15 protein-coding genes and 1 other RNA gene are annotated in these 16332 nt (G+C 53.1%); 1 reads left to right on the top strand and 15 read right to left on the bottom strand.

What is annotated here, in order from left to right; translation table 11 throughout:
• Positions 1-41: 41 nt before the first annotated feature.
• Positions 42-1946 carry a S8 family peptidase gene (locus tag F556_RS0104020; RefSeq protein ID WP_020615614.1) on the top strand — a complete coding sequence of 635 codons (1905 nt, stop codon included), beginning with the start codon at positions 42-44 and terminating at the stop codon, positions 1944-1946.
• A gap of 100 nt (positions 1947-2046) precedes the next feature.
• Here the strand turns inward: F556_RS0104020 and rnpB are convergent.
• From rnpB to F556_RS0104100, 15 genes are all read right to left on the bottom strand, one after another.
• Positions 2047-2450, bottom strand: an RNA gene (gene rnpB / locus F556_RS36105) — RNase P RNA component class A.
• Positions 2451-2698: 248 nt separating this feature from the next.
• Positions 2699-3814 (bottom strand): Nif3-like dinuclear metal center hexameric protein, encoded by a 1116-nt coding sequence (locus tag F556_RS0104025; RefSeq protein ID WP_020615615.1) that lies wholly within the window; start codon positions 3812-3814, stop codon positions 2699-2701.
• On the bottom strand, positions 3781-4554 hold the full coding sequence (locus F556_RS0104030; RefSeq protein WP_026297100.1) for a tRNA (adenine(22)-N(1))-methyltransferase: 774 nt from the start codon (positions 4552-4554) through the stop codon (positions 3781-3783). Before F556_RS0104030 ends, F556_RS0104025 begins: the two co-directional genes overlap by 34 nt.
• Positions 4555-5385 (bottom strand): hypothetical protein, encoded by an 831-nt coding sequence (locus tag F556_RS0104035; protein ID WP_020615617.1) that lies wholly within the window; start codon positions 5383-5385, stop codon positions 4555-4557.
• Between the two features lie 94 nt (positions 5386-5479).
• Positions 5480-6607 (bottom strand): RNA polymerase sigma factor RpoD, encoded by a 1128-nt coding sequence (gene rpoD, locus F556_RS0104040; protein ID WP_020615618.1) that lies wholly within the window; start codon positions 6605-6607, stop codon positions 5480-5482.
• 28 nt (positions 6608-6635) lie between these two features.
• Positions 6636-8474 carry a DNA primase gene (gene dnaG, locus F556_RS0104045; protein WP_020615619.1) on the bottom strand — a complete coding sequence of 613 codons (1839 nt, stop codon included), beginning with the start codon at positions 8472-8474 and terminating at the stop codon, positions 6636-6638.
• A 42-nt stretch (positions 8475-8516) separates the two neighbouring features.
• Positions 8517-8987: a YaiI/YqxD family protein gene (locus F556_RS0104050; protein ID WP_026297101.1), complete on the bottom strand. Its 471-nt coding sequence runs from the start codon at positions 8985-8987 to the stop codon at positions 8517-8519.
• A 127-nt stretch (positions 8988-9114) separates the two neighbouring features.
• Positions 9115-9948 carry a pyruvate, water dikinase regulatory protein gene (locus F556_RS0104055; protein WP_020615621.1) on the bottom strand — a complete coding sequence of 278 codons (834 nt, stop codon included), beginning with the start codon at positions 9946-9948 and terminating at the stop codon, positions 9115-9117.
• Positions 9949-9995: 47 nt separating this feature from the next.
• Positions 9996-12077 (bottom strand): glycine--tRNA ligase subunit beta, encoded by a 2082-nt coding sequence (gene glyS, locus F556_RS0104060; RefSeq protein ID WP_020615622.1) that lies wholly within the window; start codon positions 12075-12077, stop codon positions 9996-9998.
• A complete protein-coding gene (gene glyQ / locus F556_RS0104065; protein ID WP_020615623.1) occupies positions 12070-12957 on the bottom strand; it encodes a glycine--tRNA ligase subunit alpha in 888 nt (295 codons plus the stop codon). Before glyQ ends, glyS begins: the two co-directional genes overlap by 8 nt.
• Positions 12958-13328: 371 nt before the next feature.
• On the bottom strand, positions 13329-14111 hold the full coding sequence (gene recO / locus F556_RS0104080; protein WP_020615626.1) for a DNA repair protein RecO: 783 nt from the start codon (positions 14109-14111) through the stop codon (positions 13329-13331).
• A gap of 69 nt (positions 14112-14180) precedes the next feature.
• Positions 14181-14342: a YqzL family protein gene (locus F556_RS36995; RefSeq protein ID WP_020615627.1), complete on the bottom strand. Its 162-nt coding sequence runs from the start codon at positions 14340-14342 to the stop codon at positions 14181-14183.
• A gap of 238 nt (positions 14343-14580) precedes the next feature.
• Positions 14581-15498 carry a GTPase Era gene (gene era, locus F556_RS0104090; RefSeq protein WP_020615628.1) on the bottom strand — a complete coding sequence of 306 codons (918 nt, stop codon included), beginning with the start codon at positions 15496-15498 and terminating at the stop codon, positions 14581-14583.
• Positions 15499-15504: 6 nt separating this feature from the next.
• Positions 15505-15942, bottom strand: a complete 438-nt coding sequence (gene cdd / locus F556_RS0104095) for a cytidine deaminase (RefSeq protein ID WP_020615629.1) — start codon at positions 15940-15942, stop codon at positions 15505-15507.
• Positions 15943-15979: 37 nt separating this feature from the next.
• Entirely contained in the window at positions 15980-16330 is a 351-nt protein-coding gene (locus F556_RS0104100) for a diacylglycerol kinase family protein (protein ID WP_245583010.1), read from the bottom strand.
• Positions 16331-16332 lie beyond the last annotated feature (2 nt).

A 16332-nucleotide genomic window follows, 5' to 3' on the forward strand; every position in this document is an offset into this window, starting at 1 on the left:
CCTAACGCTACTTACATCAATAGCACTGGAGGTTGTCTACAATGCGTTCTCGCCGCTCGCATGTCGCGATTATGCACGCGATTGCTCTGATTGTGCTGGTTGCCTCTGTCGCCGGCTGCACCTCTGCTCCAGAGAATTCGGAGAACTCTGCTGCCCAGGAGGAGACCCGGCTGAAGCAATATACGGTCCTGCGGGACGTCAAAGCCACCGAGCAATTATCGAAACTTGATTGTGAACGAGAACTGCAAGCACTGCTCTCCAACTCGCAGCAGGAGGAGAAACGGGAGCATCAAATTCAAACGCTTCTGGCCAGTCATCCCCATATTGTACGGCTGGAATGGATTACATCCGATGAGCAGTCCGCTGCTAAACCAACTGACAAGCTGGAGCCGGCGGTTGCCGAGCAGCTAAAAGGTGCAATGGATCGAGCCCGTGCCAAGCTCGCTAATGGCGAATCCTTTGACTCAGGAAACCTGCATCGCAATGAAACCGATTATACGGTTCTGGCTGTACCTTCTCCGGAGCACAAGGGCGAAGGCTTGATCAGCGTGCTGGACCATCGCATTCTCGGTGATGTACAGCGACATCAGCGCAGGAATATGAGACTCGTCCCTTATCCTGCCGAAGGCCGTTACCGCACCGAATCCGTCGTTCCGAATACAACTCACGATGTGACGGTAACAGATGGTGAAGCTAATGGTGATGTCAGCCATTATCATACGAATGAGGTCGTCGTTCGTTTTACCAAGGATCCAGATGCAAAGGGTATGGACCAGATCCAGCGCGAGATCGGCGTCAAGGATGTCCGCAAGCTGGGGTATACGTTTGTGTTTCGATCCCATACCATGAGTACACAACAATTAATGGCTTACTTTGAACGCAACTGGCAGCCGATCTATGTAGAGCCCCATTATTTATATATAACCAATATGCGCAGGGTTGAAGAAAGCTCCGGTTCTGCTGACCTGGGGGCCTCAAGTCTGGAATTGGAACCCATCATTCCAAATGATGCCCTCTATTCGGATTATCAATGGAATCTGAGCAACATTATGACGGAGACCGGCTGGAATGTATCCAAAGGCGGTGAAGATGTGATTATCGCCGTTCTCGATACCGGCGTTCAATCAGACCATCCCGACCTGGCAGGGCAGTTAACTACCGGTTACAATGTCATTGATGGCAGCCAGTCCTCCGAGGACGACGTTGGACACGGTACCCATGTCGCCGGTATTATTGGTGCTGCGGTCAACAATAATGAAGGTGTAGCCGGCATTTCGTGGTACAACAAAATTATGCCGGTCAAGGTTCTCGATAGCTCCGGGGCCGGTACCACTTATTCTGTTGCCGAAGGGATCATTTGGGCAACGGACAACGGAGCCAAGGTCATTAATATGAGTCTTGGCAATTATGCCTCCGCTCAGTTTCTTCATGATGCCATAAGGTACGCATATGACCGTGACGTTGTTCTGATTGCTGCCAGCGGGAACGATAATACCTCCCGCCCGGGATATCCGGCAGCCTATCCGGAAGTGTTTGCCGTTGCAGCGACAGACGCGCATGAAGCCAGAGCTCCTTTTTCCAATTATGGCGATTATATTGATGTGGCTGCACCTGGTGACGGGATTGCGAGCACTTATCCAGGCAGTCAGTACGCTGCTTTGTCGGGCACCTCAATGGCTGCACCGCATGTCGCTGGCCTAGCCGGCCTGATTCGCACCAAGAATCCGCTGCTTACGAATGAGGAAGTTATGGAGGTCATGCGCAGTACGGCGAAGGATCTCGGCAAGCGGGGCAAGGATGAGGATTTTGGGTATGGTCAGATTGACGTCATTCAGGCGTTGCAAGCCGCCAGCGGCAGCTCCTACGAATCTATGCAAGAGGCACACCCGCTTCGTTCGGTAAGTGACATCTTGGACTACTTGGCAAGTTTACTCCGATTAAGATAAGGCAATACACAAAAGGCTGTCCCAGGATCGGAATAACCGATTACGGGACAGCCTTTTGTCCTGCAGATCACTGCAGATTGCTAGGTTACAAATGTTCGTTACGGAAAGCCTGCCATAAGCCGGGTTCTGTGCTTCTGGTGGTCCAAACGGGAACGACCCTCCCACTAATGAAGCGACAATCATCTATCTAGACAAACCATTGCTGATTCGTTCAAGCGACCAACCCGAATGCACTCCGGTGCCAGAGCTGCGTTGCCGCTGCATTCTCTTCGGTCTTGCTCCAGATGGGGTTTACCAGCCGCTATGTCACCATAGCCGCTCGTGGTCTCTTACACCACGGTTCCACCCTTGCCTGTGCAGGCCTTGCGGCCAGCCATCGGCGGTCCATTTCTGTGGCACTATCCTTCGGCTCGCGCCGACTGGACGTTATCCAGCATCCTGCCCTGTGGAGCCCGGACTTTCCTCTCGCAGCGCGAAGCTGCCAGCGATTGTCTGTCAAACTTTCCGGTGTATCCAATAGTATACTAAATATCGCCCTAAACCACAATGTTCAACATAAGGATGTTCAAAAGGCCACTTTTGATCACGAAGCAATCCAGAGAAGCTTACTCGACTTCGAATCTTGAATTCAGCCGAAACTTCCGGTGCTCACGTAGGTACACCTACGCTCCGCTCCTCATTTTCTACCTTCATTCAACCTTCTCGGTGCTGAAAAGCAACCTTTTGAACTTTTAATAAAGTAGTTGATCAAATTACACAAAACGGAAAATCTCCGTATCCACCGCAGAGGCGACAACTTCGGTTTGGGATTTCTGATCCCGAAGTCGGGCAGCCAGCCATTCGGCGACGCGCGGCTTCATGAGCTTCTCGATATTATGGCCCGGGTCAATGATGAACAGGCCTTCGGCCAGCGCATCCTGGGCAGTGTGGTAATCGATGTCCCCAGTAACCAGCACGTCCGCCCCCTTGAACAACGCATGGCGCACATAACGGCCGCCAGAGCCACCCAGAACGGCGACCTTGCTGACGTCCGCCGAGAGATCACCGACAACCCGCACAGCCGGCACTTCGAATGCCTGCTTGACCTGCTCCGCCAGCTCTGCCAGCGTAAGAGAAGCTGGCAATCTGCCTACCCGGCCCAGTCCCAGTGACGGACCTTTCTGATCCAACAGATACAGATCATAAGCCACTTCTTCGTAAGGGTGGCTCTTGATCATGGCCTGCACGACCCGGCGCTTCTGCTGAGCCGTCACTACGGTTTCAATCTTGACTTCGCGTACGCGCTCCAGCTTGCCTTGCTGTCCGATATGCGGTTGTGTCCCGGCTCCGGGCAGGAATGTCCCTGTTCCCTCCGAATTAAAGCTGCAGCAGCTGTATTCTCCGAGGGCACCGCCCCCGGCCCGCCAGATCGCTTCGCGTACTTGTTCCTGACTGTCTTCCGGAACAAACACGACCAGCTTGTACAGATCCTCTGTATAGACAGCCTCCAGTGAATCCCGGCCTTCGAGCGCAAGCAGCTCCGCCATCCATTCGTTAATACCTGGCGCTGCCACATCCAGATTGGTATGCGAAATATAGACAGCGATATCATGCTTGATCAGCTTTTCGTACAAGCGTCCAGCTGGTGTAGTGAAGTCAAGCTTGGCGAGCGGCCTAAATATAATGGCATGATGTGCAATAATCAGATTGGCTCCGACCGTAATTGCCTCTTCTACGACCTCATCATTCACATCCAGAGCAATCAGTACTTTGGTAATGTCCTTTTGCAGCGTCCCCAATTGCAGTCCGATCTTGTCGCCCTCAACTGCATAGCGCTTGGGGGCAAGCTGCTCCATCAAGCCAATGACGGCTTGTCCGTGGGTATACATGACAGCACCTCCCTGATTTCATTCATCTCGTTTTCCAGCGCATTCCGGCGCACAAGAGAGGACTCCAGTTCGGAAGCCGCCATCTGCCGCCAGATGCGTTCCATGTTCTGCAGCTCACGCTGCCACTTCTTATGCCATACAGGCGAAGCCTCCAGGATCAGAAACGGGCCCATCTGATATAATCGGTCTGCCGTAACTTTGCAACCGATGGTCGCCTCGAAACGCGCGGTTTCATACAGGCTGACAGCGTCCGTGCTAGGAGCTGAAGCGCTAAGGATTTCATAGATTTTACCATCCTCTTCGAGAATGTGTTCGGCGGTTAACTGCCAGCCATGCTGGTCGAGCCACCTCCGGAGAGAATCCTCTCCAACATTCGGCTGCAGAAGAAGCTGCCTGACTCCCGCCAGCTTGCCCTCAAGTCTGCCCGCCTCCAGAATATCCCGAATCAGTGAGCCCCCCATACCCGCAATCGTCACCGCATCGATCTCACCCGGGGAGATGACAGCCAGTCCATCCCCCTTTCGGACTTGTATCTTAGCTTGCAGTCCGGCATCTCTTACACCCCGTTCAGCTGCTGCCAGCGGGCCTTCTGCGACCTCACCAGCTACAGCTTGCGAAGCGATGCCCTGCTGAATCAGATATACCGGCAGCAGCGCATGGTCGGAGCCGATGTCAGCTACACGGCTGCCCGGTATAATTTGTCTGGCAATACATTGCAATCTTCTAGATAATTTAATCATTTATGCTACCCACGCAATCCATTTTTTTCGTAAAGTGTACAACAGCAGACCAGCAACCACCAATTTGGCGATTAGCTGAAGCTGCAGCATGACCGGTTCCTCCACCAACACAGCGTGATAGACCTCTGGCATGAACCACAAGAGCAGTGCCCCAACAAATAGAATCGAGGAGGCCTGCTTGCTGAGTCGTTGTACAAGCCAGCTTGCCCAAGCGAATAAACAAGCGACGGGCACCCAGAACAACTGAATATCGTACCAAGCAGGCTCTTCCGTAAGGCGATACAGCAACAGGGCATATACCATCATCGCGGCCGCCCAGCCACATAAATGCAACAAAGGAATCGCTGTTGCCAAGCCATAGATAATCCAGAACACGGCGCATAACCCGAGAAAGCCCGCCAGCCACATCCATGAGCCATCGGTATGCCTGTCCAGCACGTATAACCCGCCACCCAGCATAAGCAGCATAGCTGCTGCAATCCATGCCAGCCCAACCGACTCTTTTTGGGCTTTGCGTTTGCGGTGACCCACCCGGAGTAGAGCCGCAACACCAAGTCCAATGACCGGGATTTGCAAAACCGAAGGGAAATCGTTAAAATAAAGGACAATCATACAGATCAAGGAAATTAACCCAATGGTGTACACCCATTGGATGCCGCGGGAGCGCTGCACCATGGCTGCCGTTTTGCCCGCAATTGAGGACGGCGTACGCTCTGTGCCATCATCCAAGTACAAATTCAGCAAGAAATCGCAATACTGATCGGGAAGCAGCTTGCTCCGCTGCCAGTGCTCGATCTCTCTGATTATTACTTTCCGGCGTTCCTGATCCATCTCTCCCGTTCCCTTCGGTCAGACTTAATTTTCTACGAACTACAGCATGAAGAAAAAAAGACCTTGCTGCAGGGGCTGCAGAAGGTCCAATGGCTTACTCGAGGAAATCCTTTAGCCGTTTACTGCGGCTCGGGTGGCGGAGCTTCCGGAGCGCTTTGGCTTCGATCTGCCGGATTCTTTCACGCGTTACGCCAAATACCTTGCCCACTTCCTCCAACGTACGGGTGCGACCGTCATCCAGTCCAAAACGCAGCCGGAGCACATTCTCCTCGCGTTCTGTCAGAGTGTCCAGCACATCCTCCAGCTGCTCCTTGAGCAGCTCGTAGGCAGCGGCATCCGCTGGCGCCAATGCTTCCTGATCCTCAATGAAATCCCCCAGATGTGAATCATCTTCTTCACCAATCGGCGTTTCAAGCGAGACAGGCTCTTGGGCAATTTTCATAATCTCTCTGACTTTATCTGTGCTCAGATCCATCTCAGCGGCAATCTCTTCAGGCGTGGGTTCGCGCCCCAGTTCCTGCAAGAGTTGACGGGATACACGGATCAGCTTGTTAATCGTCTCCACCATATGAACCGGAATCCGGATCGTACGGGCTTGGTCCGCAATCGCCCGCGTAATCGCCTGACGGATCCACCATGTCGCATACGTACTGAATTTAAATCCTTTATCATGGTCAAATTTCTCAACCGCTTTGATCAAGCCCATGTTGCCCTCCTGAATCAAATCCAGGAAGAGCATACCGCGTCCAACGTAACGCTTGGCGATACTGACGACCAGACGAAGGTTGGCTTCCGCCAAACGGCGTTTGGCCTCTTCATCACCCTTCTCAATCCGTTTCGCCAGCTCGACCTCATCATCTGCAGAGAGCAGCGGGACACGGCCGATTTCTTTGAGGTACATCCGTACCGGGTCATTGATCTTAATGCCGGGAGGAAGCGCCAGATCATCGTCGAAGCTGAAATCGTCATGCTCGCGGTCATGATCCTCACGGGCACCGAGCGGCAGCTCTTCCTCTCGCTCATTTGTGACCTCGATTCCCAGATCGTCGAGCTGCTCGAAGAACTCGTCGATTTGCTCCGGGTCCTGCTCAAAAGGGGCCAGCTTCTCCATAATCTCTTTGTATGACAAAGCCGATCTTTTTTTACCCTGCTCGATCAGTTGATCCTTGACCAGTTCCAGCTTCTGTTCTGTTTCTAGTTCAGTATGTTGATCATTCGCCATATTCCGACTCCCTCCTCCCTAGAAACGTTCATCCAAAACCAACTTTCAGCTGTCTTTCTAGGGCATTAATCTCAATCAAGATTTGTGCTGCCAGAACGGGCTCACCGGCTCGTTCGGCCCGCACCCACTCTTCTTTGCGTTGTTGCAATTCTCTACGTTTGCTTTCTTGCTGTATAACATGAATATACGCTTCCATCAGCTCAGGCCCGAACGGTGAATAGTCATCCGTCATCAGGATCGAGCTTGCCGTTCGCTCCAGACGGTCATCCTGTAGCGTGCTCATGAATCGGCTGACGTCCGGCTCGTTGCCCTGCGCGTAATAGGCATATAAGTAAGCAGCAAGCGCTGCGTGATCCTCTACGATGAATGCATCGCCCAAGCGGTCGTACACCATGCCGGCGACCTCGCCATCCTGAAGCATCGTATACAGCAGGTGGCGTTCCGCCTTGTGATAAGCCGGGAGCACACTCTGCGCGCGCGACGGGCGCGGTTTTTCATTCATACCATTATTCCACGGATTTTCGTTATTATCCCCTGCAGGCTTGTTTTTTTGGCGCTGCAGTTGGATTTGGCTGCACTGATGCTTCAACGTGTCGAGGGAAAAACCGAATTCGGTTGCCAGTTCCTTCAGATAGAACTCTTTCTCCACTGCAGACTCAACTTCAGCGATCAGGTTAACAGCAGCCATGACATAGTTTTTGCGGCCCTCTTCTTCTAGCAGTATATGGTTTTTCCGCAAATATAGTAGTCTAAATTTCATCGTTGAAACGGTATGGGACATCACTTCTCGAACAAAGCTCTCCGGCCCTTTGGCTGTAATATATTCATCCGGATCCATTCCTTGAGGCAGCAAGGCCACGCTTGTCTTGACTCTTGCTTTGGCGAACATCGGAATCGTCTTCATTGCTGCAGCCTGTCCCGCCTGATCCCCGTCGTAACAGAGTACAACCTCGGAGGCGTTGCGGCGAATCAGCTCCACATGCTCATCCGTCAGCGCGGTCCCCATCGTGGCTACCCCGTTATGAACACCAGCGCTCCAAGCCTTGATCACGTCCATATACCCTTCAAACAACACGATCCGGCCGGATTTGCGAATCTCGGGCCTGGCCGCATGGAAGTGGTATACGCTTCTTCCTTTATGGAAGAGAGGCGTTTCTGGCGAGTTCAAATACTTGGGCTGGGTATCGCCGCTGCTCCTGCCCGCGAATCCGATGACCTTGCCCTGCCTGTCCCACAGCGGGAAGATGATTCGCTCCCGGAATCGGTCGACATACCCGCTGCCGTCTTGCTTGGCAGATAGCAGCCCGCCCTTTTCCATTAGGCTCAAATCGTATTCGCGCTTCTGCAGAAAGTTGACTAGCGTGTCCCAACGTCCAGGCGCATAGCCGATCATGAACTGATCAATGAGCTTGTCCGTCAGTCCACGGTTGCGCAAGTAAGCCATGGCCGGCTGGCCGAACTCCGTGTTCTTCAGAATATAATGATAGAACTTGGCCGTGTAGTCATGTGCCGCCAGCAGCGTATCCCGTTCTTTCTGCTGCTCGGTTGGCTGGGCAGGCGCTTGTGACCACGTAATCGGGATTCCGGCATCTTCAGCCATGGCCGATACAGCTTCCGGAAAGGAGTAGCCCTCCATTTCAGCCACGAACTTAATGACATCGCCGCCTTGACCACAGCCGTAACAATGAAAAATCTGTTTCTCTGGCGTGACGGTAAACGATGGCGTCTTTTCGGAATGAAACGGACATAGCCCCTTCATATATTTGCCTTGTTTGGATAGATGAACGTATTTGCCTACTGTTTCCACAATATCATGATGTCTGAGGACGTCTTGGATGACTGATTCTGGAATTTTGCCGTAAGACATGCTTGATCACCTTCATCCTTGTAACACGTAGATAACTATTCGCTATGGTTCCTTAATCTCCTGCCGCATTTGCAAAACTTTTGTCAGCTTTTGTTGAAACCGGACGCGGTCCTCACCGGACATCGCGCGCGGCCCCTTTGCTCGTCCGCCGCCTCTCCTGATCTTTGCCTGCTCATGCCGACGCTCCATCAAAAAGTCAATGGTCGCATCGTCATAGCGCTGACCTCTGTTGGATAGCACCGTTGCCCCCTTGGCCAGGGAAATGGTCGCCAGACCAAAGTCCTGGGTCACGACAATGTCGCCCCGCCGGATGTGATTGGCGATATACAAGTCGACCGATTGACTGCTACGGTCCACTTGAACCACGCGTACACCTTCCTCTTCCTGAAGCCGGTGATCGTATGAGGCCACCAGAAGCACGGGCACGGAAAACAGTCGGGCGGTTATCGCGATCTCGGATTTGACAGGACAGGCATCAGCATCGACAACAATCGTTGGACCTGCGTATTCGATAGATCATCACCGCAATCCTCGTAAACTTCCGTATTATAATATACGATGCCAGAACTTAAAATCCTGCCTGATTCCTACGCGAAATACGGATTTCGCATTTTTTTTCGTCGAAAAAAAACGAATCGCATCAATTTCGTATATGTTCCAGGATCAAACTGGCGGTTTCTTCGACTGCGCGATGCGACACATCAATCACCTTGCAGCCAATTTGCTTCATGATATCTTCTGCGTATTTAAGCTCCCGCTCAATTCGCTCCGTTGTTGCATAGGAGGCACTATTGGGCAGGCCCAGTGCCTTTAGTCTTTCCTTGCGGATGACATTCAAATAATGGGGACCGATTGTGAGCCCCACCACCTTGTCAACAGGGAGTCCAAACAGCTCATCCGGCGGCTTGATCTCAGGGACCAGCGGGACATTGGCTACCTTAAATTTTTTGTGAGCCAGATACATGGATAACGGCGTTTTGGACGTGCGGGATACGCCGATCAGTACAATATCTGCCTTGAGGACACCGCTTGTATCCTTGGCATCATCGTACTTGACGGCGAATTCCACAGCTTCAACCTTGCGGAAGTAGTCTTCGTCCAGCACATGATTCAGTCCGGGCTCATTGCGGGAGCTGCGGCCAATTCGCTGCTCCATGCTGGTAATCAGGGTGCCGAGCAAATCAATGGCCATGATTCCATACTCCTCGCACAGGCGGGCGATATACTCGCGCAAATGCGGGATAACCAGCGTGTACAGAACGATCGCCTGGTTCTGCTTGGCCAGCTTCACCATACGCTCGATTGCCGATTCATCCTGGATAAATGAAGCCCGGCGAATCTCCGAGTGGACCGGATGGAACTGAGCGATTGCGGCTCTCACTACCAGCTCCCCGGTATCACCGGCCGAGTCGGAAACGACGTAGATGATCACATCGGGATTTTTGTTGAAAAGAGTCAACGGGTCCACAGTCACGGTGAGCACCTCCTGGTTCAATAATGGAAGGGACGATTTATTTTGGACTACCAGACAATCTTACTGAAATCTGCAATCGGACGAATACCGGATGCGATATCAGCGAGCTGGCCCAGACGATTCGCGCGAACTGCCGGATCTTCAGCCATAACCATGACTTTGTCGAAATAAGCCGTGATGGGCTCGCGCAGCGAGGCCAATCGACCAATCGCCTCTGCCGCATCACCTGCGGCCAACGCCTCAGCAACCTGCGGACGCGCAAGGTTCCAATGCTCATGAAGCTCACGCTCTACGTCCTCCGCGAACAGCCCAGAATCCGAACCGGTCTGTTCGGCCTTGGCAGCCAGGTTGTTCACCCGGTTAAGCGCGTCGACGGCGAGCTTGAAACTTTCCTTCTCCTCACCACTAGCCGCGGCGAATAGGGCCGATGCACGTTCAACCGTCATGCGCAAATTGTCGAAGCCGGAAGCCATGACCGCATCGATAATATCGTAGCGAATCCCGTGCTCACCGAGGAGATTCTTTACGCGCAGCGCAAAGAATTCCAGTAGTTCGCCGCGCACCTCTTCCCGCTCCCGCTTCAAGCCGCGCGCTTCATGAACGTCAAGCGAGATATCAAACAATTCACTTAGTCGGAGCTCGAAGCCATGCGTAATCATAATCTGTACGATACCAGCCGCCTGTCTGCGCAGTGCATAGGGATCTTGCGAACCTGTCGGAATAATGCCGATCGAGAAACAGCCAACGATGGTGTCCATCTTGTCAGCCAGACTGATAATGGCGCCTGGAACACTGGCTGGTGCTTGCTCGCCTGCGAATCGGGGTTGATAATGCTCGAACACGGCGCGTGCGACGGCTTCACTCTCGCCTGCTTTCCGCGCATAGTCTTCACCCATGATGCCCTGCAGCTCTGGAAACTCATAGACCATTTGCGTCACCAGGTCAAACTTGGCAATTTGTGCAGCACGGTCAACGGCCGCTGCTGTCTCTCCGCTAAGCCCCAGACGCTGATGCAGCCTGCTGGCTACCTCGCGAATCCGGCCAACCTTCTCGGCAGTTGTCCCCAGCTCCTCGTGATACACAATGCTTTCCAGCTTGGCAAGTGCGGCTTCGATCGTCAGCTTTTGATCCTCTGCATAGAAGAATTTAGCATCCGACAACCGGGCACGCAGCACCTTCTCATTACCTCTGGCCACTTGCTCGATGGAAGTGGAATCGCCATTGCGAACCGTCACAAAATGCGGCAGCAGCTCCCCTTGTTCATTGAGCACCGGGAAATAGCGCTGATGCTCGCGCATCGAGGTAATGAGCACCTCTTTTGGAATCTCCAGGAATGATGGATCAAAACTACCATAGAGAGCCGTTGGATACTCGACCAGGAATACGATTTCCTCCAGCAAATCCTCTTTGACGGCAATATGCCAACCGCGCTCCTTGCTAAGCGCTTCGATTTGCTTCAGAATCATCTCTTCGCGCTCCTGCACATTGACGATAACGTGCTGCTCCCGCAAGCGTTCGACATAATTCTCAGGTTTGTCGATCGTCGTCTCGCTGCCCAGGAAACGATGGCCCTTGGAGCGATTGCCGCTCTGTACACCAGCGATCTCCAGAGGAATCACTTCTGTGCCGAATAATGCAGTCAGCCAGCGAATCGGTCGCACAAACCTTAGCTCCTGTGTGCCCCAACGCATATTCTTGGGAAAGGTCATGGATACGATTTGCTGTCGCAATCCTTCGGACAACACGTCAGACGTATTGGTGCCCAGGCTGCTCTTGTTTGCATAGACATACTCTACACCTTGCAGCTCTTTCATAAACAATTGGTCCGGCTCTACCCCCTGACTTCTGGCGAAGCCAAGCGCTGCCTTGCTCCAGTTGCCTTCGCCATCCAGGGCGATTTTGCGAGATGGACCTTTTACTTCTTCATGGATGTCCGATTGTTTCTCGGCTACTCCTTCAATCAGCAAAGCAATACGACGCGGTGTCGCAAAGGCTTGAACCGCTTCATGACCAATACGAGCTTCTGTGAGCCACTTCACGACACGCTCTTGCAGCTGATTCATCGCCCCGCGTACAAAACGCGCAGGCACCTCTTCCATTCCGATCTCCAACAGCAGATGTCTACTCATGAGCCGTCGCCTCCTTCTTCAGCAGCGGGAAGCCCAGCTTCTCGCGTTCCTCCAGATACGTAGCTGCGCATTGACGCGCCAGATTACGCACACGGGTAATATAGCCGGTCCGCTCCGTGACACTGATTGCGCCGCGCGCATCGAGCAGATTGAAGGTGTGGGAGCACTTCAGCACATAATCATAAGCAGGGAAAACAAGATTCTCCGCCATGGCCCGCTTGGCTTCCTCTTCGTATTTGGCGAAAAGAGAGAACAACATCGCTGCATCTGCCAGCTCAAACGTATATTTGGAATGCTCGTATTCCGGCTGCTTGAAGACATCTCCGTATGTGACGCCGTTCACCCACTCCAGATCGAACACATTTTCTTTGTCTTGAATGTACGAAGCAAGACGTTCCATTCCATAAGTAATTTCGACAGCAACAGGCACTGCGTCGATGCCGCCTACCTGTTGAAAATAAGTAAATTGCGTAATTTCCATGCCATCCAGCCATACTTCCCAGCCTAATCCCCATGCACCCAGCGTCGGCGATTCCCAGTTATCCTCGACAAACCGGATATCATGATGAAGCGGGTCAATGCCCAACTGGCGCAGACTTTCGAGATATAGCTCCTGAATATCATCAGGTGACGGTTTTAGAATGACTTGGAACTGATGATGCTGATACAGACGGTTCGGATTCTCGCCATACCGACCATCTGCCGGCCGTCTCGAAGGTTCCACGTAAGCTACATTCCAAGGCTCCGGTCCGATCGAACGAAGAAACGTCATGGGGTTCATCGTGCCGGCACCTTTCTCTACATCATAAGGCTGCATGAGGAGACAATTCTGTCCCGCCCAAAATTGCTGCAGCGTGAGGATCATGCCTTGTACATTCATCCTTGCTCACTCCCGACTCATAGTAATTACAGACAACCGGCGAAATCGCTCTGTCCTCGCTGGGTCAATACATTTGATCCCGAAGACAGCAAAAAATCCCGTCTCTACGTCTGCCATAGACATAGGGACGGGAATATCCTCCCCGCGGTTCCACCCTACTTGGTCCGCTATCGCAAGCGAACCCGCTCTCGTGTGTTGCTCGCACTCCGGAGTGCCCTTCACTGATCGTCCCCCACCGGGCTTGCACTATCCCCGGCTCGCTGCATGAGGTCAGGATCAGTTACTCTCTCCATCATCATCCGATCAGAGAACGATCCATAGGATTGTTCCCATTTCATAATAATCTATCATAGCAGGTACCTTCCTACAAGTCAACGGGTCTGTTCATCGGGTGCGCCTTTTTCATCCGTCTGAAATAATGGCTCCATCTGATCCAGGAAATCCCGTGATTTAAGTGTCAACGGCAAATGGGTGTCTAGCATGCCCCGAATACAGGCTCGAAGCTCGGATTTGGTCGTTGAGCTCACTTGAATGCTGCCAAGCCGACGCAGGTCTAGCTGTTTGAACAATCGCAGCAGCTTCAAGGCTCCGTCACCGGTCTGCAGCACGCCCGGATCGATGCCTCTGCATCTGCGGCAGAGAATCCCACCCAGGCGGTAGCTGAAGCTGAAAGGCCCGTCTTCATTGCCGCAATGAATGCAGCGATCCATCTCTGGCGCATAACCGGCTAGCTGAATGATCTTCATCTCGAAGAGATGGAGCGTAATCTGGGGATCCTTGCCCTCTTGCAATGCAGCAAAGCATGCGCGCAGCTGTTCAAAAATAAAAGCCCCCGCTTCTTCGTCCTGAAGAGCCCGGTCGCACAGCTCGGCGGCATAAGCTGCGTAGGCTGACAGCTCCAATCGCTCCCGCAGCTTGTAATGCGACTCTATGATTTCGCCGTGATTCAGCGTGCCCAATCCGCTTTTCTTAAAAAACACGAACTCGCCATGGGTGAATGGCTGTGCCAGCGACCCATGGCGGCTCTTTAGTTTTTTGGCTCCCCTCACCATGATGCCGGCTTTGCCGTGCGTATTGGTCAGGATTGTAATGATGGCATTGCCTTCGCCATATGGCATGTTGCGGATGACGATTCCTTCCGTACGGTACAACATCTGGCGTACTCTCCCGTCTATAAACCTGCTTCCGTCATTCGGGAGTGCGCAAGCGCGGATGAGATAGGTCTAGTCCAGCGTATCGGCCTCTTCCACCGCTTCCTGCAAGGCAGCCCCGTCCGCTGCCGTTCCCGCCTCCGTGTCTGGAGCAAGTGCATCTACTTCCTTGTACAGCATAAAAGCATCCACATCGCCAGTCTTCGTGAAATAGGTCCAGGAGAAATTACGCATGTCTCAACCTCATCCTCTCCGCTATAAATAGCTACTTCAGTAGGATGTGATGTTCTGATAACCTCTATCCTGGTGAATCCTTCCGGTGTTGATCACGAAGCAACTCAAGAAGCAGATTCGACATCGAATCTTGAATGCAGTCGGAACTTCCGGTGCTCACGTAGCCTCCACTACGCTCCGCTCCTCATTTCCTCCTGCCTCCAACCTTCTCGGTGCTGAACACCGGTATTGAAGACAATTATTCGTGGCGGTAACCGAATTCTTTGAGCATGCGGTCTTGGTTGCGCCAGTCTTTTTTGACCTTGACCCAGAGCTCGAGGAAAATACGCGAGCCCAGCAGGGTCTCGATATCCGTACGCGCCTGCTTGCCCACTTCCTTGAGGAGGGCGCCGCTTTTGCCAATGACGATCCCTTTTTGGGAGTCGCGCTCGACATAGATGACGGCACCGATATAGACCACGCCATTGTCCTGTACCCGCATATCCTCAATCTCTACAGCGATCGAATGCGGAATTTCCTCGCGAGTCATTTGCAGAATCTTCTCGCGGATGAGCTCGGCGCACACGAATTGTTCCGGGTGGTCCGTCACCTGGTCGGCAGGATAGTACTGAGGACCTTCCGGCATATACGGAAGCAGCTGCTCCAGCAGCGTGTCCACATTACTTCCCAGCAGCGCAGAGACCGGGATAATTTGGGCAAACTCATGCAAATCCTTGTATTGGGTAATGATCTCAAGCAGCTTTTCCGGATGCACCTTGTCGATCTTGTTAAGGACAAGCACAACCGGCGTATTGGTTTTCTTCAGTTTTTCTATAATAAACCGGTCGCCCCCGCCTAGTCCTTCGAATACATCAACCAGAAAAAGTGCCGCATCGACTTCACTCAGTGCGGTGTCCGCTGCCTTAATCATGTAGTTGCCCAGCTTGGAGGTCGGCTTATGAATGCCTGGCGTATCCAAAAATACAATTTGGGCTTGATCCGTCGTGTAGACGCCATGAATTTTGTTGCGCGTGGTTTGCGGTTTGTCGGACATAATCGCAATCTTCTGGCCAATAATCTGATTGATCAGGGTAGACTTGCCCACATTGGGGCGGCCGATTATGGCCACAAAGCCGGAGCGGAACGCTTGTTTCGTAGAATCCTGTTGCGTAGCCATCGTTCGCTACACTCCTCTCTTATCGTTCGTATCTAATGCAAATGCTCCCGGGAGCAACTCAGCTACCGTCATGCGCTGCCAGTCACCCTGCAGGTTCCCCATCCATACGGGCATGTCCGGCGAGCATAGCTCCGCGAGCACCTGTCGACATACGCCACAGGGCGTAATCGGGCCAGGTGTATCGCCTACAACGGCAATCCCCTGAAACCCATGGGGCCGTATACCGTCTGCAATGGCTCGGAACAGCGCAGTCCGTTCGGCGCAATTAGTCGGCCCATAGGCTGCATTCTCCACATTGCAGCCTGCATGCATCCGTCCCTCTTCATCCAACAGCGCGGCACCTACCTGGAATTTGGAATAGGGGGCATAGGCTCGCAATCTTGCCTCAATGGCTGCTGCCTGCAAAGCGTGCACAGCTGCCTCATTCATCGGTTCCCTGTTCATCGCTTCCCCCTCCTCTCTTCTTCGCTTTATTTTACCTTCATAGCCCGCCTGTACGTAACCAGGACAATAGCGGCGGTCCGAGCACCAGCAGGCCAATCAGCGCCGCACCGATCGCGGCTATCAGGACAGCTCCAGCAGCCGCGTCTTTGGCAACCCGGGCAAGCGGATGCTGCTCTGGCATGGCCAGGTCCACCGCTTTTTCAATGGCGGTATTGAGCAGTTCCGCTGACAACACGAGCACACAAGCACCAATCAACAGCGCCCAATCGCCTGCCCGCAATTGAAGGAGGGCAGCCAACAGCATCACTGCCGCCGCTGCCCCCACATGGAACCGCATATGCCGCTCGTTCCGAAGGGCATAAGCAATTCCGTGGCCTGCTTGTCTCATAC

This window comes from Paenibacillus daejeonensis DSM 15491 (assembly GCF_000378385.1).
GTDB classification, from domain to species: Bacteria; Bacillota; Bacilli; order Paenibacillales; family Paenibacillaceae; genus Paenibacillus_D; species Paenibacillus_D daejeonensis.